Genomic DNA, 25,055 nt, shown 5'->3' with positions numbered 1-25,055 from the left:
CGCCGCCTGCTGCAGGAGACCCCATGAACGCTCCCGTCGAACTGTCGAGCGCGGCTCGCGCGCAGCGTCAGCGCGAAGTCGTGCAGGCGCTGATGGCCGTGCTGCCGACGCACTGCCTGCTGTACCGCGACGAAGACACGGCGCCGTACGAATGCGACGGCCTGTCCGCGTACCGCCGCCTGCCGCTCGCGGTCGCGCTGCCCGAAACGGAATCGCAGGTGCAGCGGATCGTGCAGATCTGCCGCCGCATGGAAGTGCCGATCGTGCCGCGCGGCGCGGGCACGAGCCTGTCGGGCGGCGCGCTGCCGATGGCGCTCGGCGTCGTGCTGTCGCTGGCGCGCTTCACGCGCATCGTCGAAGTCGATCCTTACGCCCGCACGGCAACCGTGCAGCCCGGCGTGCGCAACCTGGCGATCTCGGAAGCCGCCGCGCCGTACGGCCTGTATTACGCGCCCGATCCGTCGTCGCAGATCGCGTGCACGATCGGCGGCAACGTCGCGGAGAATTCCGGCGGCGTCCACTGCCTGAAATACGGGCTGACGGTGCACAACGTGATGCGCGTGCGTGCGGTGACGATCGACGGCGAGATCGTCGAATTCGGCTCGCTCGCGCTCGACATGCCGGGCCTCGACCTGCTCGCCGTGATGATCGGCAGCGAAGGGATGTTCGCGATCGTCACCGAGGTCACGGTGAAACTGATCCCGAAGCCGCAAACGGCCCAGCTCGTGATGGCGAGCTTCGACGACGTCGTCAAGGGCGGCGAGGCCGTCGCGGCGATCATCGCGTCGGGGATCATCCCGGCCGGGCTCGAAATGATGGACAAGCCGGCCACGCAGGCCGTCGAGTCCTTCACGCATGCCGGCTATGACCTCGACGCGAAGGCGATCCTGCTGTGCGAATCGGACGGCACGCCGGAGGAAGTCGCGGAAGAGATCGTGCGGATGACGGCCGTGCTGCGCGAGCACGGTGCGACGCGCATCCAGGTATCGCGCAACGAGAGCGAGCGGCTGCGCTACTGGTCGGGCCGCAAGAACGCGTTCCCGGCCGCCGGCCGTATTTCGCCCGACTATTACTGCATGGACGGCACCGTGCCGCGCCGCGCGATCGGGCCGCTGCTCGCGCGCATCGAACAGCTCGAAACGCGCTACGGGCTGCGCTGCATCAACGTGTTCCATGCGGGCGACGGCAACATGCATCCGCTGATCCTGTACAACGCGAACGATCCGGACGAACTGCACCGTGCCGAGCAATTCGGCGCGGAAATCCTCGAATGCTGCGTGGAATTCGGCGGGAGCGTGACGGGCGAGCACGGCGTCGGCATCGAGAAGCTCAATTCGATGTGCGTACAGTTCTCGCCGCAGGAGCGCGACGCGTTCTTCGCGGTCAAGCGCGCGTTCGATCCGGCGGGGCTGCTGAACCCGGACAAGGGCATCCCGACCCGCGCGCGCTGCGCCGAGTACGGCCGCCAGCACGTGCGCGGCGGGCTGCTGCCGCACCCCGACCTGCCGCGTTTCTGAGCCTCACCCCCGGTACGCGGCCCGTGCCGACGGGCGGGTCGCGGCGGCGCGCCGCGCCCGCGCGGCCCGTTCGAGCGACGGCGCAAGCATGCGGCCTGCAATACGGGGCTTAGGGATAGTCGCGATGTGGATTCGCGCCACCCCGGTACAATCGACCGAACAACAAGTCGAGGCAGCAACAGAACATGGAAGAGGACGACATCGTCGCCGGATGGGCCGAGCGTATCCGCGCCGCCAGTGCCGACGGCCGGCCGCTGCGGATTCGCGGCGGCGGCACCAAGGACTGGTACGGCCAGGCGCTCGAGGGCGAAATACTCGACACGCGCGCGTTTCAGGGCGTCGTGTCGTACGACCCGGCCGAACTCGTCGTCACGGTCCGCGCGGGCACGCCGCTCGCGCAGCTTGAAACCGTCCTCGCCGAGTGCGGCCAGATGCTGCCGTTCGAGCCGCCGCACTTCGGCCGCGCGGCCACCGTCGGCGGCTGCGTCGCGGCCGGCCTGGCGGGCCCGCGGCGCGCCACCTGCGGCGCGCCGCGCGATTTCGTGCTCGGCGTCACGCTGATGAACGGCCGCGGCGAAATGCTGCGCTTCGGCGGCCAGGTCGTGAAGAACGTCGCCGGCTACGACGTGTCGCGGCTGATGGCCGGCGCGCTCGGCACGCTCGGGCTGATGCTCGACCTGTCGCTCAAGGTGCTGCCGATGCCCGTCGCCGAAGTCACGCTGAAGTTCGAGATGACCGCGACCGACGCGGTGCGCAAGCTCAACGAATGGGGCGGCCATCCGCTGCCCGTCAGCGCGAGCGGCTGGCGCAACGGCACGCTCGTGCTGCGCCTGTCGGGCGCCGAAGCGGCCGTGAAATCCGCGAAGACGCTGCTCGGCGGCGAAGTCGTCGACGCGGTCGAGGCCGAACGCTTCTGGGCCGGCCTGCGCGAGCATACCGACCCGTTCTTCAACGGCATCCCGCCCGGCTATGCGCTGTGGCGCCTCGCGCTGCCGTCGATCACCGAACCGATGCACCTGCCCGGCACCCAGCTGATGGAATGGGGTGGCGCGCAGCGCTGGTGGATCACCGACGCCGACGCGCAGACCGTGCGAATGAGCGCGAAGCAGGCCGGCGGCCACGCGACGCTGTTCCGCGCGGGCGACGCGTACGATCGCAGCGCGGGCGTGTTCACGCTGCTCCCCGCGCCGATGATGAAAATCCACCGCGGGCTGAAGGCCGCGTTCGATCCCGCGCGCATCTTCAACCGCGGCCGGCTCTACCCCGATCTTTAGGGTCTGTTTACCTATGGAACGCACATGCGAATGCCCGAAATCGCCCGTAGGGCAAGAAGTGAGGAGCGCCGTTTGGCCGAGCCAAACAAGCGACGAGCGACGCCGCCATACGGGCGATTTCGGGCATTCCCGTGACATGTTTTTTTTAATTTGGGGTTGCCCCGAGAACGGCCGCTCGCCGCGTTGCGCTCCTTGCGAATACGTCAGTATTCGCGGCGTCGCGCGCCTCGCGAGCGGCCGTTCTCGGGGCAACGCATGTGCGTTCCATAGGTAAACAGACCCTAAGCTCGATGCAAACGAACCTCGCCGATTTCATCCGCAATACGCCCGACGGCGACGAAGCCGACGCGATATTGCGCAAGTGCGTGCATTGCGGGTTCTGCACCGCGACCTGCCCGACCTACCAGTTGCTCGGCGACGAACTCGACGGCCCGCGCGGCCGGATCTACCTGATCAAGCAGATGGTCGAAGGCGCGAGCGTCACGCGCAGCACGCAGCAGCACCTCGACCGCTGCCTCACGTGCCGCAGCTGCGAGACGACCTGCCCGTCCGGCGTCCAGTACGGCCGGCTCGTGGAGATCGGCCGCAAGCACGTCGAGGCGCAGGTGCCGCGCCCGGTGCAGCAGCGTCTCGTGCGCCGCCTGCTCGCGAGCCTGGTGCCGAACGAGGCGCTGTTCTCGCCGGTGATGCGGCTTGGCCAGCACGTGCGGCCGCTGCTGCCGAAGCGGCTGCGCGACAAGGTGCCGCCGCGCACGCGGCTGCTCGAATGGCCGCACCTCACGCATACGCGCAAGATGCTGATGCTCGGCGGCTGCGTGCAGCCGTCGATGCTGCCGAACATCAACATCGCGACCGCGCGCGTGCTGGACGCGCTCGGCATCGAGACGGTCGTCTCGCCCGACGCAGGCTGCTGCGGCGCGATCCGCCTGCACCTGAACTATCACGACGAAGCGCTCGACGACGCGCGCCGCAACATCGACGCATGGTGGCCCCATGTCGAACAGGGTGTCGAGGCGATCGTGATGAATGCGTCGGGCTGCGGCGCGACGGTGCTCGAATACGCACACCTGCTGCGCGACGACCCGGCCTACGCGGAAAAAGCGCAGCGCATCGTGTCGCTCACGCGCGACATCTCCGACGTGCTGCTCGCGTTCGAGGCCGAACTCGCGACGCTCGCGCGGCGCCGCGCGATCCATACGGTCGCGTACCACCCGCCGTGCACGCTGCAGCACGGCCAGCAGTCGCGCGGCAAGGTCGAACGCCTGCTCGAGACGCTCGGCATCGACGTGCGGCTGCCGGCCGACAGCCATCTGTGCTGCGGGTCGGCCGGCACCTATTCGCTGACGCAGCCGTCGCTGTCGTACCGGTTGCGCAAGCAGAAGCTGCTGAAGCTGCAGGCGCTCGAACCGCAGATGATCGTCTCCGGCAACATCGGCTGCATCGCGCACCTGCAAAGCGGCACGCAGATTCCGGTCACCCACTGGATCCAGCTCGTCGAGCATCTGCTGTACGGCTAGCGCGTGCTCATACGAATGACAGGGGGACGCTGGGCCTCGCGCACGGCGTCCGTATAATGGGCGAATCGATGCGTCGCGTGCCGCGGCGCATCCGCACCATGCCCGCTTCCGTGCCTGCTTTCGTGCCCGTCATGTCCGATCTCGCCGCCCGTCTCGCCTCCGTTCATCGCCGCATCGCCGACGCCGCCCGCGCGGCCGGCCGCGATCCCGCCACCGTGTCGCTGCTCGCCGTGTCCAAAACGTTTCCCGCCGACGACGTGCGCGCCGCGCATGCGGCCGGGCAGCGTGCCTTCGGCGAAAACTACGTGCAGGAATCGATCGACAAGATCGACGCGCTCGCCGACCTGCGTGCGGACCTCGAATGGCATTTCATCGGGCCGCTGCAATCGAACAAGACGCGCCCGGTTGCCGAACGCTTCGACTGGGTCCATTCGGTCGACCGGCTGAAGATCGCGCAGCGCCTGTCGGAACAGCGCCCCGCGCACCTGCCGCCGCTCAACATCTGCGTGCAGGTGAACATCAGCGGCGAGGCGTCGAAGAGCGGCGTTGCGCCGGCCGACGTGGCCGAGGTTGCGCGCGCGGTCGCCGCGCTGCCGTCGCTGCGGCTGCGCGGGCTGATGGCGATTCCCGAACCGGCCGGCGACGCCGACGCGCAACGCGCGCCGCATCGTGCGCTGCGTGCGCTGTTCGACACGTTGCGTGCCGACGGCCTGCCGCTCGACACGTTGTCGATGGGCATGTCCGCCGATCTCGACGCGGCCGTGCTCGAAGGCGCGACGATCGTGCGCGTCGGCACCGCGATCTTCGGCGCGCGCGATTACTCGCACTGAACGCCACGCCCTTTTACGCCTTTCCGTTCACTCACTCGCTCAATCCGACATCATGAAAATCGCATTCATCGGCGGCGGCAACATGGCCGCGGCCCTGATCGGCGGCCTGATCAAGCGCGGCGTCGCCGCTGACGGCCTGTATGCCATCGACGTCAACGAAGAGGTGCGCGCGCGCGCGGCCCAGCAGTTCGGCGTGCGCACCGGCGCGGCCATCGACGCGACGCTCGCCGACTACGACGCGGTCGTGCTCGCGGTGAAGCCGCAGGTGCTGAAGGACGTCGCGCAGGCGCTCGCACCGCACCTGAAGACGCAACTCGTGATCAGCATCGCGGCCGGGATCCGCGGCAGCGATCTCGCACGCTGGCTCGGCGACTACGCGCGCGTCGTGCGCACGATGCCGAACACGCCCGCACTCGTCGGCATGGGCGTGACGGGCCTCGCCGCACTGCCCGGCGTCGACGCGGCGGGCCGCGAACTCGCGTCGAACGTGCTGGGTGCAGTCGGTGAAATCGTGTGGTTCGACGACGAGTCGAAGCTCGACGCCGTCACGGCCATTTCGGGCAGCGGCCCCGCGTACGTGTTCTATTTCATCGAAGCGCTGCAGGAAGCCGCGCGCCAGCTCGGCATGAACGACGAACAAGGCCGTGCGCTGGCGGTCGCGACGTTCACGGGTGCCGCGCAACTGGCCGCGCAATCCGGTGAGCCCGCGAGCGTGCTGCGCGAGCGCGTGACGTCGAAGGGCGGCACGACGGCCGCCGCGCTCGCGTCGTTCGACGCGCAAGGCGTGAAGGATGCGATCGTGCGCGGTGCACTCGCGGCCGAAGCGCGTGCGAAGGAAATGGGCGACGAGCTCGGCCGCGCGTGAGCGCGCCTGCGGTGGCCGGCCCGGTGCTCTCTGTACGCGTTGGGCGCCCCGCCCCGTCATGCTGATTTGCACGAACAACAAAAAAGCGGCCCAGGCCGCTTTTTTGTTGGTACCACGTCTAGCATCGCATACCGCCTGCGGTGCGATCGGGAAATTCAGCTCCCCGCCAGCAGGTAATGCACGGCGATCCCGGCGAACAGCACGCCGCCGAGCCAGTTGTTGTGCCGGAACGCCGCGAAGCACGGCATCCGCTCGCGGTCCTTGATCAGCGTGTAGTGATACAACGCGCAGCCGACCGCCGCCGCCCAGCCGGCCCAGTATGCGAGGCCGAAGCCGAGCGTCACGCCGATCCACACGTAGATGCCGAGCGTCACCGCGTAGCACAGCATCACGGCCGCGACGTCGAAGCGGCCGAACGTCAGCGCGGACGTGCGGATGCCGATCTTGATGTCGTCGTCGCGATCGACCATCGCATATTCGGTGTCGTACGCGACCGACCAGAAAATGTTCGCGACCAGCATCACCCACGCGATCGTCGGCACCGTGTCCTGCACGGCCGCGAACGCCATCGGGATGCCGAAGCCGAACGCTATGCCCAGATAGGCCTGCGGAATCGCGAAGAAGCGCTTCATGAACGGATACGAGCCCGCGACGAACAGCGCGACGACGGACAGCTGCTTCGTCAGCGTGTTGAGCGGCAGGATCAGCAGGAACGAGATGAAGGCGAGCCCGACCGCGATCGCGATGGCTTCCCATGCGCGGATCTTGCCCGACGTCAGCGGCCGGTCGGCCGTGCGCTTTACATGGCGGTCGAAGTCGCGGTCGGCGTAATCGTTCATCGCGCAGCCGGCCGAGCGCATCAGCAACGTGCCGAGCGAGAAGATCACGAGCAGCGGCCAGCGCGGATGGCCGTCGGACGCGATCCACAGCGCGTTGAGCGTCGGCCACAGCAGCAGCAGGCTGCCGATCGGCTTGTCCATCCGGACGAGCCGCAGATACAGGGGAAAGCGGGCAAGCATGGCGAGGCACCGGGAAGATAACCCCGGCATTTTAGAGCCGAGCGGTGCTTCGCGTCATGTCGGCACGGCCCGCGGGCGCTCGCGGCCGGACGCCGGCGCGCTGCCCGCACCCGCTGCACGTGGCCGAGCCGCAACGCGCATCAATCAAGGGACAGAGCCGGCGCACGCACGGATCCGCGCAGCCCGACGACGGTGGATCAATCAGGGCCGGAGTCACTATGCGCAGGCGTCGGCCAGCCTGCCGCGCGTTGCACGCCTACGCGAGCAACGACCGCAGCATCCACGCGGTTTTTTCATGAATTTGCAGGCGCTGCGTCAGCAAGTCGGCGGTCGGCTCGTCGCTCGCCGCATCGGCAAGCGGAAAGATCGCACGCGCGGTACGCACGACGGCCTCGTGCCCTTCGACGAGCTGGCGAATCATATCTCCGGCAGCGGGCACACCGTTCGCTTCCGGCACCGACGACAGTTTCGCGAAATCACCGAAGGTGCCCGGCGCGACGACGCCGAGCGTGCGAATGCGTTCGGCAACCGAATCGACCGCGAGCCACAATTCGTTGTACTGCTCCTCGAACATCAGGTGCAGCGTGTTGAACATCGGGCCCGTGACGTTCCAGTGGAAATTGTGGGTCTTCAGGTACAGCGTGAACGTATCGGCAAGCAGACGCGACAGGCCTTCCGCGATCTTCTTGCGGTCCTTGTCGCTGATGCCGATGTTGATCTGGGCAGCTTGAGTTTTCCTGGCCATGTTCCGTACTCCTTATTCAATGAAACAGAGCAATGAAAGTGAATCGGACTACCTGCCTATTGATACCACACCTGCCGCACGCGCGTGGCGAGCGAAACGCCTCGCTCAGGCGGCCGCGATCGCGTGCAGCGCCTGCGACACCAGTTCGGCCGCCCCGCCGATGACGATGGCGGATCCGACGACGTATCGCGCGACCTCTGCCGGCGACGCCAGTACAGCGCGCGTTTTCAACATCACTTGCGTCATGATCGTCACTCCTTCAACAATACTCAGGGTCAGGAAGAAACGGCCGGTCGGACGACCGGCCGTTTCCGGTTACTGCCTCACCGCACTACCGCGCGGCGACGCTTACGCGAGGTCGAAGCGGTCCAGGTTCATCACCTTGTTCCAGGCCGCGACGAAGTCGTGCGCGAACTTCTCCTTCGCATCCGCGCTGCCGTACACCTCGGCCAGCGCACGCAGTTGCGCATGCGAGCCGAAGATCAGGTCGACGCGCGAGCCCGTCCACTTGACCTGGCCCGTCGCCCGATCGCGCCCTTCGAACACGTCGTTCGCGGCCGACACCGGCTTCCATTCCGTGCCCATGTCGAGCAGGTTCACGAAGAAGTCGTTCGTCAGCGCTTCCGGACGATCGGTGAACACGCCCAGCTTCGCATCGCCGGCGTTCGCACCCAGCACGCGCAGGCCACCGACGAGCACCGTCATCTCGGGCGCGGTCAGCGTCAGCAGTTGCGCCTTGTCGACCAGCAGCGCCTCGGCCGGCGTCTTGTATGCGCTCTTCAGGTAGTTGCGGAACCCATCCGCGACCGGCTCGAGCACGGCCATCGCTTCGATGTCGGTCTCTTCCTGCGACGCATCCGCACGGCCCGGTGCGAACGGCACCGTCACCGCGACGCCCGCGTTCTTCGCAGCCTGCTCGACACCGGCCGCACCGGCCAGCACGATCAGGTCGGCGAGCGACACCTTCTTGCCGCCCGTCTGCGCATCGTTGAACGCCTTCTGCACGCCTTCGAGCGTCTCGAGCACCGTCGCGAGTTCAGCCGGACGGTTCACTTCCCAATTCTTCTGCGGCGCCAGGCGGATACGCGCACCGTTCGCGCCGCCGCGCTTGTCCGACCCGCGGAACGTCGCAGCCGACGCCCATGCGGTCGACACGAGCTGCGACACCGACAGGCCCGTAGCCAGCACCTTCGCCTTCAGCTCGGCGACGTCGGCGGCGTCGATCAGCGGGTGATCGACCGCCGGGATCGGGTCCTGCCACAGCAGGTGTTCCGCCGGCACGTCCGGGCCGAGATAGCGGGAACGCGGGCCCATGTCGCGGTGCGTGAGCTTGAACCACGCGCGCGCGAACGCATCGGCGAACTCGGCCGGGTTCTCGTAGAAACGGCGCGAAATCTTCTCGTAGGCCGGATCGAACCGCAGCGACAGGTCGGTCGTCAGCATCGTCGGGCGATGCTTCTTCGACGCGTCGAATGCATCCGGAATCACCTCGCCTGCGTCCTTCGCGACCCACTGGTGCGCGCCGGCCGGGCTCTTCGTGAGCTCCCACTCGTAGCTGAACAGGTGCTTGAAGAAGTCGTTGCTCCACTGCGTCGGCGTCGACGTCCACGTGACTTCGAGGCCGCTCGTGATGGCATCCTTGCCCTTGCCCGTGCCGAACGTGCTCTTCCAGCCGAGACCCTGCTGCTCGAGGCCCGCGGCTTCCGGCTCGGGGCCGACGTTCGACGCCGGACCGGCGCCGTGCGTCTTGCCGAACGTGTGGCCGCCCGCGATCAGCGCGACCGTCTCTTCGTCGTTCATCGCCATGCGCGCGAACGTCTCGCGGATGTCATGCGCGGCGGCGACCGGGTCGGGGTTGCCGTCCGGACCTTCCGGGTTCACGTAGATGAGGCCCATCTGCACCGCGGCGAGCGGGCTTTCGAGTTCGCGCTTGCCCGTGTAGCGGCTGTTCGGGCCGCCGCTCAGTTCCAGCCAGATCTTTTCCGACCCCCAGTACACGTCGTCCGGTTCCCACGTATCGACGCGGCCGCCGGCGTAGCCGAAGGTCTTGAAGCCCATCGATTCGAGCGCGACGTTGCCGGTCAGGATCAGCAGGTCGGCCCACGAGATGTTGCGGCCGTACTTCTGCTTGATCGGCCACAGCAGGCGGCGCGCCTTGTCGAGGCTGACGTTGTCCGGCCAGCTGTTGAGCGGCGCGAAGCGCTGCTGCCCGCCGCCCGCGCCGCCGCGGCCGTCGGCCGTGCGGTACGTGCCGGCGCTGTGCCAGGCCATGCGGACGAACAGGCCGCCATAGTGGCCGAAGTCGGCCGGCCACCAGTCCTGCGACGCCGTCATCAGTGCGTGCAGGTCCTGCTTCACCGCCTCGAGGTCCAGCTTCTTGAACGCTTCGGCGTAGTCGAAATCCGGGTCCATCGGATCGGACAGCGCCGAATGCCGGTGCAGGATGTTCAGGTTCAGCTGATTCGGCCACCAGTCCTTGTTCGTCGTGCCGCCACCAGCGGTGTGGTTGAACGGGCACTTCGTTTCGTTCGACATGCTTTTTCTCCTTGTCTTGCTCGTAGGCCCCCACGTGCCAGGCGCGGTTCGTGGAGCATTGCGGGGGGGATGAAACGGAACAGGCGGTTCCTCCTGTCGTACTACGGGACGTCGTGCGCGGCCTGCGACCGGCTTTCCCGCTGCGACGCGCCGCAGGCGGGGCGCTCGGGAAAGCGGCTGCCGGCAGTCGTCGTGCTGGCGAGGCGGTCGGCTTTTCGGGTATCGGACATGCAATGCTCCCTCATGGCTCGGCGGCAGTTAGTCGGGGGAACACAGGACCGGTGTGCGGCGGCACTCATCCGCCATACACACGGTCCGCCAGGTACGCGAACGCAATCGGACGCAGGCTGCGAACCGCCGCCCTGGCGCGATGTACGACCGCGTCGCGCGACGGGACGTTCCGCTGCGCGTGCTGCAATACCGACCGCATCATGACATCCTCCTTTGACGCTTGCATCCAACGTGCTGATCAGTCGTCGACATCACGCCGATCCATGGAGAAGATTCTATCCAGATCTATCGATTAATTGAATTTGATAAATTTCATCTATTCGATAGAGAAAAATAAACGGGGTCGTAAGATCCCGTTCATCGTGCCGCCACACGCGCATGCTGCAGCGTGCTCAGTTCATCGTCGCCGGCATGTCGAGCTTCGCGACACCCGGCAGCTCGCACGCGGAAATCGCGTCGCTGATCGCGTCGATCGCGGGCATCCGCGTGAAGCTCTTGCGCCACACGAGCACCACGCGGCGGTCGGGCACCGGCTCGTTGAACGGCACGTACGACAGCAGTTCGGCATCGGGGCCGTTCGCGCGCGGGCCGACCTCGGCGACCGACATCCGCGGCAGCACGGTGATGCCGACACCGCTTGCGACCATGTGGCGGATCGTCTCGAGCGACGAGCCCTCGAAGGTCTTCTGGATGCCGTCGGCCGTCTGCGAGAAGCGCATCAGCTCCGGGCACACGCCGAGCACGTGATCGCGGAAGCAGTGGCCGTTGCCGAGCAGCAGCATGGTTTCCTGCTTGAGATCCTCGGCGTCGATTTCCTCGCGCTTTTCCCACGGATGGCCGGCGGGCAGCGCGACGACGAACGGCTCGTCGTACAGCGGGCGCACCATCAGGCCGGTTTCCGGGAACGGCAGCGCCATGATCGCGGCGTCGATCTCGCCCTGCTTGAGCAGTTCGAGCAGCTTCAGCGTGTAGTTTTCCTGCAGCATCAGCGGCATCTGCGGGACACGCTGGATCATCTGCTTGACGAGCGTCGGCAGCAGATAGGGCCCGATCGTGTAGATCACACCGAGGCGGAACGGGCCGACCAGCGGATCCTTGCCCTGCTTCGCGATCTCCTTGATCGCGAAGGTCTGCTCGAGCACGCGCTGCGCCTGCGTGACGATCTGGTCACCGATCGGCGTGACGCTCACTTCGCTCGCGCCGCGTTCGAAAATCTGCACGTTGAGCTCGTCTTCGAGCTTCTTGATCGCCACCGACAGCGTCGGCTGGCTCACGAAGCATGCTTCGGCCGCGCGGCCGAAATGCCGTTCGCGCGCGACCGCGACGATGTATTTCAATTCAGTCAGCGTCATTGTGGGTCAATCAGAGATATACAGGCGATAGGTTTAATTTATACACCCTGTGACACCGGTTCGCCAAGTTTCTCAGCATCGGAATGCTTCAAACGGCGGTTTTAAATCCGGCCCCGACCCGCGGATCAGGCCTTCAGATACTGCTCCCGCGCACCGAGCCAGCGCGCGAGATGCTGCGTGACGACCTCCGGATACGCGGCAATCAGCCGCGACGCGGCTTCGCGGGCCGGCTCGATCAGCCAGCCGTCGGTCTCGAGGTTCGCGAAGCGCAGCATCGCCGCGCCCGACTGGCGCGCGCCGAGGAATTCGCCGGGGCCGCGGATCTCGAGGTCGCGCCGGGCGATCTCGAAGCCGTCGGTCGTCTCGCGCATCGTCTTCAGCCGCTCGCGTCCCGTGAGCGACAGCGGCCCCGTGTACAGCAGCACGCACACCGACGCCGCGGTGCCGCGCCCGACCCGGCCGCGCAGCTGGTGCAGCTGCGCAAGGCCGAAACGCTCGGCGTGCTCGATCACCATCAGCGACGCGTTCGGCACGTCGACGCCGACCTCGATCACGGTCGTCGCGACGAGCAGCTGCACGTCGTTGCGCGTGAACGCCTCCATCACGGCCGCCTTGTCGGCGGGCGACAGCCGGCCGTGCACGAGCCCGACCTTCAGCTCCGGGAGCGCGGCGGCCAGCGTCTCGTATGTCTCGACGGCCGTCTGCAGCTGCAGCGTCTCGCTCTCCTCGATCAGCGGGCACACCCAGTACACCTGGCGCCCGGTCAGCGCGGCCTCGCGCACGCGGGCGATCACCTCCTCGCGCCGCGCATCGCCGACGAGGCGCGTCAGCACCGGCGTGCGGCCCGGCGGCAGCTCGTCGATCGTCGAAACTTCGAGATCGGCGTAATACGTCATCGCGAGCGTGCGCGGAATCGGCGTGGCCGACATCATCAGCTGGTGCGGCTGGAAGTCGCGCGCGCCGTTGGCCGCGTTCGCGGCCTTCGCACGCAGCGCGAGCCGCTGCTCGACGCCGAAGCGGTGCTGCTCATCGACGATCACGAGGCCGAGCCGCGCGAATTCGACCGTGTCCTGGATGATCGCGTGCGTGCCGATCACGAGCTGGGCAGTGCCGAGCGCGGCCGCCTCGATCGCCGCGCGCTTCTCCTTCGCCTTCAGGCTGCCCGCGAGCCACGCGACCGTGACGCCCAGCGGCTCGAGCCACGCGCGCAGCTTGCGCGCGTGCTGTTCCGCGAGGATTTCGGTGGGGGCCATCAGCGCGGCCTGGTAGCCCGCGTCGATCGCCTGCGTGGCGGCCAGCGCCGCGACGACCGTCTTGCCGCTGCCGACGTCGCCTTGCAGCAGGCGCTGCATCGGGTGCGCAAGGGTAAGATCGTTCGCGATTTCGTCGACGACGCGCGCCTGCGCGCCCGTCAGCGTGAACGGCAGCGCGGCATAGAGCCGGGTCGTCAATGCATCGGCATCGCTCGCGGCGCGGCGCGGCATCGCGGGCGCCGCACGCGTGCGGCGCTCCTCGTGCGCGCGCTTGAGCGACAACTGCTGCGCGAGCAGCTCCTCGAACTTGATGCGCGTCCACGCCGGATGCGAGCCGTCCATCAGCGCGGCTTCGTCGGAATCGACGCGCGGGTGGTGCAGGATGCGCACCGCCTGCTCGAGCGTCGGCACGTCGAGCGGCTTCAGATAGTCGCGCTGGATCTCGGGCGGCAGCAGCTCGGGCAGCGGCGTGCGCTCGACCGCGTTCTCGATCGCCTTGCGCAGATAGGCCTGCGACACACCGGCCGTGCTCGGATAGACCGGCGTGAGCACCTGCGGCAGCGGCGCATCCGCTTCGACGACGCGCACCGCCGGATGCACCATCTCCATCCCGAAGAAGCCGCCGCGCACGTCGCCGCGCACGCGCAGCCGCTGGCCGACGGCCATCTGCTTGACCTGCGAGCCGTAGAAATTCAGGAAGCGCAGCACGAGATGCTCGCCGTCATCGTCCTGGATCTTCACGACCAGCTGGCGGCGCGGCCGGTATGCGACCTCGTTGTCGAACACGACGCCTTCGGTCTGCGCGATGCCGCCCGGCAGCAGCTCGCCGATCGGCGTGAGCGTGGTTTCGTCCTCGTAGCGCATCGGCAGATGCAGCACCAGATCGATCGAGCGCGTGAGGCCGAGCTTCGCGAGCTTGTCGACCGTCTTCACGGGTTTATCGGCGGCGGGCTTCTTCTTGCGCTTCGCGCCGGCCGCGCCTGCCGCGTCGCTGTCAGCCGCGCCATCGGCATCGGGCGCGGCGGCGGCCGGCTGCGCGAGCCTGCCGTCGGCGCCGCGCTTCGGGCCGGCGCGGCGCGGTGCGGCGCGCTCCGCGGAATCACGCTCGCCCGCGCGTTGCGCGGGCGGCGCGACATCTTCCGCGTCGAACGGATCGGCGGAATCGGCAACGGCAGCGGGGGAACGGCGTGGTGACACAGGCATCGGATCGTCTGGGTGCTTCGCAAGGCAAGTACAATAGCGGCTTTCACGTCGTCCGAACGAACGACGCCGGCCAGGCCGCGCATCCCGCCATCATAGCGGCTCGCGCGCCCGATTTACGCGTTTCCGCCCCGCCGGCGACGCCCGCCGGCCGCTTCGAACCAGCCCGCATGTTCACGCTTTCCGATTTCGATTTCAATCTGCCTCCCGAGCTGATTGCACAAACCGCGCTGCCCGATCGCACCGCGAGCCGCCTGCTCGAGGTCGACGGCACCGTCGCGCCCGCACGCCTGGTCGACCGCCATTTCACCGCGCTGCCGTCGTGCATCGCGGCCGGCGACCTGCTCGTCTTCAACGATACCAAGGTGCTGAAGGCGCGTTTCTTCGGCCAGAAGGCCAGCGGCGGCAAGATCGAGGTGCTGATCGAGCGCGTGACCGGCACGCACACGGCGCTCGCGCAGATCCGCGCGAGCAAGTCGCCGGGCGCCGGCACGACGCTGCGGCTCGCCGATGCGTTCGACGTGACGGTGGGCGAGCGCGTCGACCCGTTCTTCACGCTGAACTTCCCCGCGCCGTGCCTCGACCTGATCGAGCAGTACGGCCGCCTGCCGCTGCCGCCCTATATCGAACACGATCCGGACGCGACCGACGAGACGCGCTACCAGACCGTCTACGCGAGCAACCCGGGCGCAGTCGCCGCGCCCACGGCCGGGCTGCACTTCGACCAGCCGATGCTCGACCGGCTCGACGCGATGGGCGTCGAGCGCGCGACGCTGACGCTGCACGTCGGCGCCGGCACGTTCCAGCCGGTGCGCGTCGACAACATCGCCGAGCACAAGATGCACAGCGAGTGGTACGACCTGCCGCAGTCGCTCGTCGACAAGATCGCCGCGACCCGTGCGCGCGGCGGCAACGTGATCGCGGTCGGCACGACGTCGATGCGCGCGCTCGAAGCCGCGGCGCGCGCGGCCGACGAAGCGGGCCGCCCGCTCGCGGCCACGCAGGCCGAGACCGACATCTTCATCACGCCCGGCTATCGTTTCCGCGTGGTCGACCGGCTCGTCACGAACTTCCACCTGCCGAAGTCGACGCTGCTGATGCTGGTGTCCGCGTTCGCGGGCGTGGAGACGATCCGCGCCGCGTACCGGCACGCGATCGACGAGCGCTACCGCTTCTTCAGCTACGGCGATGCGATGCTGCTCACGCGGCGCGACACGCCGGAGGCGCCGGGCGCGTAAGCGCGGCACGGAGGCCGGCCGCCGTACCGAACGGCCAGGTTCCGCTTTCACGTTGTGCGTGCGATGCTCGCACGCACCCGCTTTCCCCGCCGCCGGATTCCCGGCGGCGTTTCCAACATGCGCCGGACTGTTTTCCGGTGGCGAGGAGAATGACGCGATGACCGAAGGTTCATCCCACGATACGCACGCTGATACGCACGCCCCCGTGCAGGACCGCCCGGCGAACGGGCTCGAATTCGAACTGCTGACGACCGACGGCCATGCGCGCCGCGGCCGCGTGAAGCTCAACCACGGCGTGGTCGAGACGCCGATCTTCATGCCGGTCGGCACGTACGGCACCGTGAAGGCGATCCAGCCGCGCGAGCTGCACGAGATCAAGGCCCAGATCATCCTCGGCAACACGTTCCACCTGTGGCTGCGCCCGGGCCTCGACACGATCGACGCGCACGGTGGCCTGCACGCCTTCATGGGCTGGAACAAGCCGATCCTGACCGACTCGGGCGGCTTCCAGGTGTTCTCGCTCGGCGACCTGCGCAAGATCACCGAGGACGGCGTGACGTTCGCGTCGCCGATCAACGGCGACAAGCTGTTCCTGTCGCCGGAAGTGTCGATGCAGATCCAGAAGGTGCTGAACTCCGACGTCGTGATGCAGTTCGACGAGTGCACGCCGTATGCGACCAACGGCGTGCCGACCACACACAAGGAAGCGGCCGACTCGATGCGCATGTCGCTGCGCTGGGCGAAGCGCTCGCTCGACGAGTTCAACCGGCTCGGCAACCCGAACGCGCTGTTCGGGATCGTCCAGGGCGGGATGTTCGAGGACCTGCGCGACGAATCGCTCGCGGGCCTCGCGGAACTCGGCTTCCACGGCCTCGCGATCGGCGGGCTGTCGGTCGGCGAGCCGAAGGAAGACATGATGCGCGTGCTGCGCCACGTCGGCCCGAAGCTGCCGCCCAACAAGCCGCACTACCTGATGGGCGTGGGCACGCCGGAGGACCTGGTCGAGGGCGTCGCCAACGGCGTCGACATGTTCGACTGCGTGATGCCGACCCGCAACGCGCGCAACGGCTGGCTGTTCACCCGCTTCGGCGACGTGAAGATCCGCAACGCGACGCACAAGAACTCGCTGAAGCCGCTCGACGCGAGCTGCGCGTGCTACACGTGCCAGAACTTCTCGCGCGGCTACCTGCATCACCTGCACCGCGTAGGCGAGATCCTCGGCGCCCAGCTCAACACGATCCACAACCTGCACTACTACCTGCAGCTGATGAGCGAGATCCGCGAAGCGATCGAGACCCACACGTTCGACGCGTTCCGCCAGCGCTTCGCGGAAGATCGCGCCAGAGGGGTCGACTGACGGACGGTCGCGCCGCCCTTGATAAGACAAGCACTAAACGGATCGAAAATCTGTTGGGACTCGTCCTAAACAAGCGCGTCCCAACTGCCGCTCGGAACCGACAAACATTACAATTGCCTTTCCATACAAGTCGCAACGGTACCGGTTCACGCTTTAACAGCTTGATCCGAAAGCGCATTTGCCGATCCGTTTGCGCATGGGGCCGGTGGTAGAATAACCGGCTTATTTTTCGATCTTCCCCTACGGAGAGACCAACGTGCCGTTCATTTCCAACGCGTTCGCCCAAGGTGCCGGTGGCGCCGAATCGAGCCTGATGAGCTTCCTGCCGCTCATCCTGATGTTTGCCGTGCTCTACTTCATCATGATCCGTCCGCAGATGAAGCGTCAGAAGGAGCACCGCAACATGCTCGCGGCCATGGCCAAGGGCGACGAAGTCGTCACGAGCGGCGGCCTCGTGGGCAAGGTGACGAAGGTCACCGAAGGCTACATCGGCGTCGAAATCGCCGAAGGCACCGAAATCACCGTGCAGAAGGCCGCGGTCACGACCATTCTGCCGAAGGGCACGATCAAGTCGCTGTAAGCCCTTCACCGAGCGTCCGGCTCCCCGCGCCGTGCCCGCCTGAGAGAGCGGGCCGCCGCGGCGCCGGACGCGACGCTTTCACGCCAACCACCCGTTCGGCTCCCTCATGAATCGTTATCCACTCTGGAAATATGTCGTGATGGTCGTGGCGCTCGCCATCGGCCTTCTGTACACATTGCCCAACTTCTTCGGCGAATCGCCGGCGGTGCAGGTGTCGAGCGGCAAGGCCACGGTCAAGCTCGACTCGACCACGCTGACCCAGGTCGAATCGGCGCTCGCCTCCGCGCAGATCACGCCGGACGACGTCACCTTCGAGAACACGGCGACCAACGCGAACATCCGCGTGCGCCTGAAGGACACCGATACGCAGCTGCGCGTCAAGGACCTGCTGCAGAAGTCGCTGAACACCGACCCGAACGATCCGCAGTACGTCGTCGCCCTGAACCTGCAGAGCGCGTCGCCGCGCTGGCTGACCTCCCTGCACGCGCTGCCGATGTATCTCGGCCTCGACCTGCGTGGCGGCGTCCACTTCCTGCTCCAGGTCGACATGACGGGCGCGCTCACGAAGAAGCTCGATTCCGACGCGTCCGACGCGCGCACGCTGCTGCGCGACAAGAACATCCGCGACGGCGGCGTGAGCCGCGTCGACCAGTCCGTGGTCGTCAACTTCAGCGATGCGCAGACGGCGGAAGACGCCCGCAAGCTGCTCGCGCTGTCGATCACCGAACTGCAATGGGCGACCCAGCCCGGCGGCGGCGGCACGCAGGTCGTCGGCACGTTCACGCCGGCCGTGCAGAAGTCCGTCGAGGACGCCGCGCTCAAGCAGAACCTGACGACGCTCCACAACCGCGTGAACGAACTGGGCGTGTCCGAGCCGATCCTGCAGCAGCAAGGTAGCGACCGCATCGTCGTCGAGCTGCCGGGCGTGCAGGACACCGCGAAGGCGAAGGACATCATCGGCCGCACCGCGACGCTCGAGGCGCGCCTCGCCGACCCGATCAACACGCACCCGAACCCGAACGACCCGGTGCCGCCGGGTGAAGAGCTGTTCACGCAGGGCAACCAGGCGCCGGTGCTGCTGAAGAAGGACGTGATCTTCACGGGCGACCGCATCATCGATGCATCGGCCGGCTTCGACGATCACCAGCGTCCGTCGGTCAACATCCGCCTCGATTCGGCGGGTGGCCGCTCGGTGCGCGCGGTCTCGCGCGAGAACATCGGCAAGCCGATGGCGATGGTGCTGTTCGAGAAGGGCAAGGGCGAAGTGCTGACGGTCGCGACGATCCAGTCGGAACTCGGCGACCGCTTCCAGATCACGGGCCAGCCGACGCCGCAGGCCGCAGCCGACCTCGCGCTGCTGCTGCGCGCCGGTTCGCTCGCAGCGCCGATGGACATCATCGAGGAACGCACGATCGGCCCGAGCCTTGGCGCCGACAACATCAAGATGGGCATCCACTCGGTGATCTGGGGCTTCTGCGCGATCGCCGTGTTCATGATCGCGTACTACATGCTGTTCGGCGTGATCTCGGTGATCGGCCTGTCGGTGAACCTGCTGCTGCTCGTCGCCGTGCTGTCGCTGATGCAGGCGACGCTGACGCTGCCCGGCATCGCCGCTATCGCGCTCGCGCTCGGTATGGCGATCGACGCGAACGTGCTGATCAACGAGCGCGTGCGTGAAGAACTGCGCGCCGGCCAGCCGCCGCAGACCGCGATCCAGGCCGGCTACGCGCATGCGTGGGCGACGATTCTCGACTCGAACGTCACGACGCTGATCGCTGGCCTCGCGCTGCTCGCGTTCGGCTCGGGCCCGGTTCGCGCGTTCGCGATCGTGCACTGCCTCGGTATCCTGACGTCGATGTTCTCCGCGGTGTTCTTCTCGCGCGGGATCGTCAACCTCTGGTACGGCGGCCGCAAGAAGCTGAAGTCGCTCGCGATCGGCCAGGTGTGGAAGCCGGAAGGCGCCGCTGCCGCCGCGTCGTTCACCGACGCCGACGAATCGACCGACACCGCACGCGCCGCGAAGCTCGCCGCCCCCGCGAAGGGCAACGCGCCGCGCGCCGGCAAGCCGCAGCTGCGCAACCGCGCGCAGCAGGGCGTGTCGCCGAAGAAACCGGGCTCGACCCAATAAGGCCCCGGAGAAGACCATGGAATTTTTCCGCATCCGTAAAGACATTCCGTTCATGCGGCACGCGCTGGTGTTCAACGTGATCTCGCTGGTCACGTTCCTCGCCGCCGTGTTCTTCCTGTTCCACCGCGGGCTGCACCTGTCCGTCGAATTCACCGGCGGGACGGTGATCGAGGTGCAGTACCAGCAGGCCGCTGAACTCGAACCGGTGCGCGCGACGCTCGGCAAGCTCGGCTACGCCGACGCGCAGGTGCAGAACTTCGGCACGTCGCGCAACGTGCTGATCCGCCTGCAGCTGAAGGAAGGCCTCACGTCCGCGCAGCAGAGCGACCAGGTAATGGGCGCGCTGAAGGCGCAGAACCCGGACGTCACGCTGCAGCGCGTCGAGTTCGTCGGCCCGCAGGTCGGTCGGGAACTCGCGACCGACGGCCTGCTCGCGCTCGCGTGCGTCGTGATCGGCATCGTGATCTACCTGTCGTTCCGCTTCGAGTGGAAGTACGCGGTGGCCGGCATCATCGCCAACCTGCACGACATCGTGATCATTCTCGGCTTCTTCGCGTTCTTCCAGTGGGAGTTCTCGCTGGCGGTGCTCGCGGCGATCCTCGCGGTGCTCGGCTACTCGGTCAACGAGTCGGTCGTCATCTTCGACCGGATCCGCGAAACGTTCCGCCGCGAACGCAAGATGAGCGTGCAGGAAGTGATCAACCACGCGATCACGACCACGATGTCGCGTACGATCATCACGCACACGTCGACCGAAATGATGGTGCTGTCGATGTTCTTCTTCGGCGGCCCGACGCTGCACTACTTCGCACTCGCGCTGACGGTCGGCATCATGTTCGGCATCTACTCGTCGGTGTTCGTCGCGGGCTCGCTCGCGATGTGGCTCGGCATCAAGCGCGAAGACCTGATCAAGGAAAAGAAGTCCGCGCACGATCCGGACGATCCGAACGCAGGCGCGCAGGTTTAAGCGCCACGCTGCTTCGGCACCGACGAAAAGCCGGCCCGGTTGGGCCGGCTTTTTCATGCCCGCGCCACCGCCGCGCATCGCGCCGCCCGCTCGCCCTGCCCCGTCATGCACGTCGGCTACAATCGTGACCGTCCCGCCACGCCGCCCGCCGGCCGTGCGTCAGCGGGACAGCGCCTTCGCCCTCCGTTCAAACGTGCGGTCCCGATGATGCCTCCCACGCGTGTCGTGCTTCGCCTTGCCGCTTGCGCCGCCGTCACGGCCGCGCTCCTGCCGTGCGCGTCATCCGTCGGTGCGCAACAGCCGGCGTCCGCCCCGCCCGCTTCCGCCGCTTCGGCGCCCGCAGCCGCTTCGCCCGCAGCCCAACCGCCCTCGCCCTGCCCGCCCGACTGGGAGCCGCAGATCTGCGAGCTCAAGGCGGCGGTCGAAGTCCTGAAGCGGCAGCACCTGACCGACATCGACATCGGCGCACTGCTCGACGCAACGACCCACGCGGGGATCAAGACGCTGCCGTACGCGCGTTTCTTCGACGCGAAGGAGGAGCAGGAGCGGCGCGACGACGAACGTCGCGCGCGCGACGGCACGCCCGGCATCGGCATCGTGTTCGAGACGCGGCCCGACGGGCTGCACATCGTCGACGTGATTCCCGACGCGCCCGCGGAAAAGGCCGGCGTGCGCCCCGACGATCTCGTCGTCGCTATGAACGATACGAGCGTCGTCGGCATCGACGCCGCCGACCTGACCAGACTCGCCAAGGGCGACGCGGGCGTGCCGCTGAAGCTCACGGTCCAGCGCGGCCCGTCGCACGCGGTGCTGAGCGTCGCGCCCGTGCGGACGATCCTCAAGCCCCATCCGGCCACCGCGAAGCGGCTCGACGGCGACATCCTGTACACGCGGCTGTCGAGCTTCCCCGAACCTGCGGTCGGCGACTACATCGACGCGGTGCAGGCCGCGCGCCGCACGGGGCCGCCGGTGAAAGGCGTGATCCTCGACCTGCGCATCAACGGCGGCGGCGCGCTCAATGCGGCGATCGGCATCACCGCGCTGTTCGCGGGCCGCGACCGCACCGCGATGGTGACGGTCGAGCGCGGCGACGCCAACCGCCGCCGCTACACGACCAACTGGCCCGACTACGCATTGCCGGTCATGCACGGCCAGGATCCGCTCGCGCCGCTGCAGGCGGACGACTGGTGGCGCATCGTGCCGCTCGTCGTGCTCGTCGACGGACAGAGCGCGTCGGCCGCCGAAGCGACCGCGGCGGCGCTGAAGGATCTCGGCCGCGCGAAGCTGCTCGGCATGCCGACCTACGGGAAAGGGCTTGCGCAGACGGGCGTCGACCTGATCGACGGCACGCGCCTGAATTTCACGTACGCGCGCAACCTGCGGCCGAACGGCTGCCCGATGGACGGCTACGGCGTCGTGCCGGACTGGCTCGTGCCGCCGCGCCGCGACTCGGACGTCGACGGCGTGCTGCTGTGGTACCGGGAAGCCGATCTCGCCCGCGCGCCGTATGCGGACCGGCTGGCGCCCGATCCGTTCGCGAAGGTGCGCAAGGAACGGCAGACGCTGCGCGAGCGGCGGGCGCTCGCGAAGATCGATACCGCGAAGAGCGCGGCGCTGCCGCAGCGCGAATTCGGCACGGCCACCGACTGGCAGCTCGGTCAGGCGCTTGCGGCGCTCGCCGGGCGCCCGGTGCGGACCGTCGAAGCCAGGCCGCTGCTGATGCCCGCGCAACCCGTGTGCGAGCGCGCCGGCGACTGATACGCGCCGCCCGTCCCGTTACCGGAACCCGAACCGCTTGCGCAGCACGACCAGCGCCACGAGGCTCAGCACGGCCGCGAACATCAGGTAGAAGCTCGGCGCGGTCTTCATTCCGGTCGCCTTGATCAGCCACGCGATGATGAACGGCCCGAAGCCGCCGAAGATCGTCACCGCGACGTTATAAGCGAGCGACATCCCGGTCGTGCGCGTCTGCACCGGAAACACTTCCGACAGCAAACCCGGCAGCGCCGCGAAGTAGCCCGTCATCAGGAACGCGAGCAGCACCTGCAGCGCGATCAGCGTACCGAAGCCCGGATGGGCAACCAGGTACGCGAACGCCGGGTAGATCAGCACGAGGATGCCGACGGCCGGCGCGATCATCACGCGCACGCGGCCGTAGGTGTCCGACCAGTGGCCGACGAGCGGCGCGAACGCCATCTGGATCACGCCGACCACCAGGATCGCCGCGAACGCAGCCGACGGCGCGAGGCCGAGCTGCTTCACGCCGTAGGTCGGCATGAACAGCACGAGATAAGTCGCGACGGTGCCGAGCACGACCACGCCCATTGCGGCGACGAGGCGCGCCTTGTGCGACGCGAACGTGTCGCGCAGCGGGTTCGCGGTGCCTTCCGCCGCGAGGAATTCGGGCGTCTCGTCGACCTTCGTGCGGATGTAGTACGCAACCGGCCCGAGCAGCAGGCCGAAGAAGAACGGCACGCGCCAGCCCCACGACGCCATCTGCGCGGCCGTGAGCTGCGCGTTCAGCACGGTGCCGAAGCCGGCGGCGAGCAGCGTCGTGAGCCCCTGGCTCGCGACCTGCCAGCTCGCGAAGAAGCCGCGCCGGCCCGGCACGTGCTCGGCGAGGAACGCGGTCGCGCTGCCGAACTCGCCGCCGGCGGAGAAACCCTGCATCAGCCGCGCGGCGACGAGGATCACCGGCGCCGCGACGCCGATCGTCTCGTAGGTCGGCAGCACCGCGATGATCAGCGTGCCGCCCATCATCAGCAGGATCGACAGCGTGAGTGCGGCCTTGCGCCCCGCGCGGTCGGCATACGCGCCGAGCACGATCGCGCCGAGCGGGCGCATGAAGAACGACACGCCGAACGTGCCGAGCGTGAGCAGCAGCGACACGGTGTCGTTGCCGGCCGGGAAGAACAGCTTCGAGATCGTCACCGCGAAGAAGCCGTAGACGACGAGATCGAACCACTCGAGCGCATTGCCGATCGACGCGGCAACCACCGCGCGCCACACGCGCGGCGACGAGGCAATGGAACGGGACTGCGTGACGGCATGCATCGGCGATCTCCTTGTCGTTGTACGTTCTGTGCGAGGCGGCCGCTCGCGCGCCGTCGGCCTGCCCGGCGCCGCGCACGGCGCTCGGGCGATTATAGGCGCGCAAATAAAAACCGCCGCGCCCCTGACGGGAACGCGGCGGCGGGCTCGCGACGGGCCGGCGCGAAGGCCGGCCCGGCCGGCGGGCTTACTGCTGCTTGAGCGCTTCGGCCGTGATCAGCAGCTTCGTCTTCATCTTGAAGCCGTACTGCTTGCCGTAGTCGAGGCCGAAATCGCTGCGGTCGAATTCGCCGACGGCGTCGACGCCGCACACTTCACGCTTGAGCATCGGGTGCGGCATGCACTTGAACGAGTCGATCTTCAGCGTGACCGGCTTCGTGACGCCATGCAGCGTCAGGTTGCCGACCACCGATACCGGCTTGTCGCCGTCGAACTTGATCGCGCCCTTGTAGTTCGCCTGCGGGAACTTGGCGACGTCGAAGAACTCGGCCGTCTGCAGATGCTCGTCGAGCTTCGTGCTGCCGGTGTGGATCGACGCGATGTCGGTCGTCACGTCGACCGTACCGGTCTTCGCCGCGCGGTCGAGCGTCACGGTGCCGCTCGACTTGTCGAACTTGCCGCGCCAGACCGACAGGCCGCCCATGTGGTCAGCCTCGAAGCTCGGGTACGTGTGGCTCGGGTCGAACTGGTACGTGACGCTTTCGGCGAATGCCGAGAACGACAGCGACGCTGCCAGCGCGCCTGCGGCGATGATCAGTTGCTTTTTCAAACCTTTTCTCCTTGGAACGGCGCCGCGCCCTCGCGCGGCATTCGGGTGAGGCGACAGCCCGCCGCTTACTTGGTGGCGACGAGATGGAACTTGATCTGCACTTCGTCCGCGACGACCGACGTGTCCTTCCACTCGCCGGTGCCGACGTTGAACGCCGAGCGCTTGATCGGCAGCACGCCGTCGAAGGTCTGCGTCGCGCCGCTCTGCGTGACCGTGACGGGCACCGTGACGTTCTCGGACTTGCCCTTGATCGTCAGCTTGCCGGTCACGTTGTACTTGTTGCCGCCCGCCGGCGCGATCGCCGACGACACGAACGTGGCCTGCGGATACGCCTTCGCGTCGAACCAGTCCTTGCCGGCGACCTGGTCGTTGTACATCTTGTCGCCGAGGTCATAGCTCGCGACGTCGATCGTCATCTGGGCGCTGCCCTGCGCGGCTTTCGCCGGGTCGAACTTCACCTGCGCGGAAAACTTCTTGAACGCGCCTTCGGTCGGCACGTTCATCTGCTTCGACACGGCGGACACCTTGCTCTTCGCGAGATCGACATCGGCGAGCGCCGCGCCCGACGCGACAAGTGACGCCGCGGCGAACGCGGTCAGCATGGAGCGGGAGAAAGACACTTTCATG

21 protein-coding genes are annotated in these 25,055 nt (G+C 67.6%); 11 read left to right on the top strand and 10 right to left on the bottom strand.

Going from position 1 to position 25,055, the window contains the following annotated elements; translation table 11 throughout:
• The first annotated feature begins 23 nt into the window (after positions 1 to 23).
• From CFB39_RS03550 to proC, 5 genes are all read left to right on the top strand, one after another.
• On the top strand, positions 24 to 1,517 hold the full coding sequence (locus tag CFB39_RS03550; RefSeq protein ID WP_089424543.1) for an FAD-linked oxidase C-terminal domain-containing protein: 1,494 nt from the start codon (positions 24 to 26) through the stop codon (positions 1,515 to 1,517).
• 185 nt (positions 1,518 to 1,702) lie between these two features.
• Positions 1,703 to 2,791 (top strand): glycolate oxidase subunit GlcE, encoded by a 1,089-nt coding sequence (gene glcE / locus CFB39_RS03545; protein WP_089472178.1) that lies wholly within the window; start codon positions 1,703 to 1,705, stop codon positions 2,789 to 2,791.
• A 290-nt stretch (positions 2,792 to 3,081) separates the two neighbouring features.
• Entirely contained in the window at positions 3,082 to 4,308 is a 1,227-nt protein-coding gene (glcF, locus tag CFB39_RS03540; RefSeq protein ID WP_089472177.1) for a glycolate oxidase subunit GlcF, read from the top strand.
• A gap of 131 nt (positions 4,309 to 4,439) precedes the next feature.
• On the top strand, positions 4,440 to 5,138 hold the full coding sequence (locus tag CFB39_RS03535; protein ID WP_089473210.1) for a YggS family pyridoxal phosphate-dependent enzyme: 699 nt from the start codon (positions 4,440 to 4,442) through the stop codon (positions 5,136 to 5,138).
• 52 nt (positions 5,139 to 5,190) lie between these two features.
• The gene (gene proC, locus CFB39_RS03530) at positions 5,191 to 6,003 is read left to right on the top strand and encodes a pyrroline-5-carboxylate reductase (RefSeq protein ID WP_089430622.1); all 813 of its coding nucleotides are present in this window, start codon (positions 5,191 to 5,193) and stop codon (positions 6,001 to 6,003) included.
• Between the two features lie 155 nt (positions 6,004 to 6,158).
• On the opposite strand, the gene ubiA is transcribed toward proC, so the two are convergent.
• From ubiA to recG, 7 genes are all read right to left on the bottom strand, one after another.
• Positions 6,159 to 7,022, bottom strand: a complete 864-nt coding sequence (ubiA, locus tag CFB39_RS03525) for a 4-hydroxybenzoate octaprenyltransferase (RefSeq protein ID WP_089424539.1) — start codon at positions 7,020 to 7,022, stop codon at positions 6,159 to 6,161.
• Between the two features lie 256 nt (positions 7,023 to 7,278).
• Positions 7,279 to 7,767, bottom strand: a complete 489-nt coding sequence (gene dpsA / locus CFB39_RS03520; RefSeq protein ID WP_089472176.1) for a non-specific DNA-binding protein DpsA — start codon at positions 7,765 to 7,767, stop codon at positions 7,279 to 7,281.
• A 105-nt stretch (positions 7,768 to 7,872) separates the two neighbouring features.
• A complete protein-coding gene (locus CFB39_RS40100; protein ID WP_179257641.1) occupies positions 7,873 to 8,013 on the bottom strand; it encodes a hypothetical protein in 141 nt (46 codons plus the stop codon).
• A 102-nt stretch (positions 8,014 to 8,115) separates the two neighbouring features.
• A complete protein-coding gene (katG, locus tag CFB39_RS03515; RefSeq protein WP_089472175.1) occupies positions 8,116 to 10,302 on the bottom strand; it encodes a catalase/peroxidase HPI in 2,187 nt (728 codons plus the stop codon).
• A 101-nt stretch (positions 10,303 to 10,403) separates the two neighbouring features.
• The gene (locus CFB39_RS40695; RefSeq protein WP_256991351.1) at positions 10,404 to 10,532 is read right to left on the bottom strand and encodes a hypothetical protein; all 129 of its coding nucleotides are present in this window, start codon (positions 10,530 to 10,532) and stop codon (positions 10,404 to 10,406) included.
• A gap of 393 nt (positions 10,533 to 10,925) precedes the next feature.
• A complete protein-coding gene (locus CFB39_RS03510) occupies positions 10,926 to 11,885 on the bottom strand; it encodes a hydrogen peroxide-inducible genes activator (RefSeq protein WP_043189592.1) in 960 nt (319 codons plus the stop codon).
• 125 nt (positions 11,886 to 12,010) lie between these two features.
• Positions 12,011 to 14,341, bottom strand: a complete 2,331-nt coding sequence (gene recG / locus CFB39_RS03505) for an ATP-dependent DNA helicase RecG (RefSeq protein WP_089472174.1) — start codon at positions 14,339 to 14,341, stop codon at positions 12,011 to 12,013.
• Between the two features lie 167 nt (positions 14,342 to 14,508).
• Here recG and queA point away from each other — a divergent pair, with 167 nt between their 5' ends.
• From queA to CFB39_RS03475, 6 genes are all read left to right on the top strand, one after another.
• On the top strand, positions 14,509 to 15,576 hold the full coding sequence (gene queA / locus CFB39_RS03500; protein ID WP_089472173.1) for a tRNA preQ1(34) S-adenosylmethionine ribosyltransferase-isomerase QueA: 1,068 nt from the start codon (positions 14,509 to 14,511) through the stop codon (positions 15,574 to 15,576).
• Positions 15,577 to 15,733: 157 nt separating this feature from the next.
• Entirely contained in the window at positions 15,734 to 16,933 is a 1,200-nt protein-coding gene (gene tgt / locus CFB39_RS03495) for a tRNA guanosine(34) transglycosylase Tgt (RefSeq protein ID WP_089472172.1), read from the top strand.
• Positions 16,934 to 17,189: 256 nt separating this feature from the next.
• On the top strand, positions 17,190 to 17,513 hold the full coding sequence (gene yajC / locus CFB39_RS03490; protein ID WP_006476868.1) for a preprotein translocase subunit YajC: 324 nt from the start codon (positions 17,190 to 17,192) through the stop codon (positions 17,511 to 17,513).
• A 106-nt stretch (positions 17,514 to 17,619) separates the two neighbouring features.
• On the top strand, positions 17,620 to 19,641 hold the full coding sequence (gene secD / locus CFB39_RS03485) for a protein translocase subunit SecD (protein ID WP_089424533.1): 2,022 nt from the start codon (positions 17,620 to 17,622) through the stop codon (positions 19,639 to 19,641).
• A 16-nt stretch (positions 19,642 to 19,657) separates the two neighbouring features.
• Complete coding sequence (gene secF / locus CFB39_RS03480; RefSeq protein ID WP_089424532.1) at positions 19,658 to 20,608, top strand: protein translocase subunit SecF; 951 nt, start codon at positions 19,658 to 19,660, stop codon at positions 20,606 to 20,608.
• 204 nt (positions 20,609 to 20,812) lie between these two features.
• Positions 20,813 to 22,366: a S41 family peptidase gene (locus tag CFB39_RS03475; RefSeq protein WP_179257640.1), complete on the top strand. Its 1,554-nt coding sequence runs from the start codon at positions 20,813 to 20,815 to the stop codon at positions 22,364 to 22,366.
• An 18-nt stretch (positions 22,367 to 22,384) separates the two neighbouring features.
• On the opposite strand, the gene CFB39_RS03470 is transcribed toward CFB39_RS03475, so the two are convergent.
• From CFB39_RS03470 to CFB39_RS03455, 3 genes are all read right to left on the bottom strand, one after another.
• Positions 22,385 to 23,662 (bottom strand): MFS transporter, encoded by a 1,278-nt coding sequence (locus CFB39_RS03470; protein WP_089455604.1) that lies wholly within the window; start codon positions 23,660 to 23,662, stop codon positions 22,385 to 22,387.
• Between the two features lie 184 nt (positions 23,663 to 23,846).
• Entirely contained in the window at positions 23,847 to 24,428 is a 582-nt protein-coding gene (locus CFB39_RS03460) for a YceI family protein (RefSeq protein WP_089439259.1), read from the bottom strand.
• A 65-nt stretch (positions 24,429 to 24,493) separates the two neighbouring features.
• The gene (locus CFB39_RS03455) at positions 24,494 to 25,054 is read right to left on the bottom strand and encodes a YceI family protein (RefSeq protein WP_089425844.1); all 561 of its coding nucleotides are present in this window, start codon (positions 25,052 to 25,054) and stop codon (positions 24,494 to 24,496) included.
• Between the last annotated feature and the right edge of the window lies 1 nt (position 25,055).

The sequence above is a fragment of the Burkholderia sp. AU6039 genome (genome assembly GCF_002223365.1).
In the GTDB taxonomy this organism is placed as follows: domain Bacteria; phylum Pseudomonadota; class Gammaproteobacteria; order Burkholderiales; family Burkholderiaceae; genus Burkholderia.
Note: the sequence above shows the minus strand (reverse complement) of the source record. Positions and strands in the feature narration are given on the sequence as shown.

Bases quoted from the DNA above. Each gene is read 5' to 3' on its own strand.
- secF (WP_089424532.1), top strand. From the start codon at position 19,658: ATGGAATTTTTCCGCATCCGTAAAGACATTCCGTTCATGCGGCACGCG.
- CFB39_RS03475 (WP_179257640.1), top strand. From the start codon at position 20,813: ATGATGCCTCCCACGCGTGTCGTGCTTCGCCTTGCCGCTTGCGCCGCC.
- CFB39_RS03455 (WP_089425844.1), bottom strand. From the start codon at position 25,054: ATGAAAGTGTCTTTCTCCCGCTCCATGCTGACCGCGTTCGCCGCGGCG.
- CFB39_RS03470 (WP_089455604.1), bottom strand. From the start codon at position 23,662: ATGCATGCCGTCACGCAGTCCCGTTCCATTGCCTCGTCGCCGCGCGTG.
- CFB39_RS03535 (WP_089473210.1), top strand. From the start codon at position 4,440: ATGTCCGATCTCGCCGCCCGTCTCGCCTCCGTTCATCGCCGCATCGCC.
- CFB39_RS03550 (WP_089424543.1), top strand. From the start codon at position 24: ATGAACGCTCCCGTCGAACTGTCGAGCGCGGCTCGCGCGCAGCGTCAG.
- proC (WP_089430622.1), top strand. From the start codon at position 5,191: ATGAAAATCGCATTCATCGGCGGCGGCAACATGGCCGCGGCCCTGATC.
- ubiA (WP_089424539.1), bottom strand. From the start codon at position 7,022: ATGCTTGCCCGCTTTCCCCTGTATCTGCGGCTCGTCCGGATGGACAAG.
- glcE (WP_089472178.1), top strand. From the start codon at position 1,703: ATGGAAGAGGACGACATCGTCGCCGGATGGGCCGAGCGTATCCGCGCC.
- tgt (WP_089472172.1), top strand. From the start codon at position 15,734: ATGACCGAAGGTTCATCCCACGATACGCACGCTGATACGCACGCCCCC.
- katG (WP_089472175.1), bottom strand. From the start codon at position 10,302: ATGTCGAACGAAACGAAGTGCCCGTTCAACCACACCGCTGGTGGCGGC.
- dpsA (WP_089472176.1), bottom strand. From the start codon at position 7,767: ATGGCCAGGAAAACTCAAGCTGCCCAGATCAACATCGGCATCAGCGAC.
- glcF (WP_089472177.1), top strand. From the start codon at position 3,082: ATGCAAACGAACCTCGCCGATTTCATCCGCAATACGCCCGACGGCGAC.
- secD (WP_089424533.1), top strand. From the start codon at position 17,620: ATGAATCGTTATCCACTCTGGAAATATGTCGTGATGGTCGTGGCGCTC.
- CFB39_RS03510 (WP_043189592.1), bottom strand. From the start codon at position 11,885: ATGACGCTGACTGAATTGAAATACATCGTCGCGGTCGCGCGCGAACGG.
- CFB39_RS40695 (WP_256991351.1), bottom strand. From the start codon at position 10,532: ATGTCCGATACCCGAAAAGCCGACCGCCTCGCCAGCACGACGACTGCC.
- queA (WP_089472173.1), top strand. From the start codon at position 14,509: ATGTTCACGCTTTCCGATTTCGATTTCAATCTGCCTCCCGAGCTGATT.
- recG (WP_089472174.1), bottom strand. From the start codon at position 14,341: ATGCCTGTGTCACCACGCCGTTCCCCCGCTGCCGTTGCCGATTCCGCC.
- CFB39_RS40100 (WP_179257641.1), bottom strand. From the start codon at position 8,013: ATGACGCAAGTGATGTTGAAAACGCGCGCTGTACTGGCGTCGCCGGCA.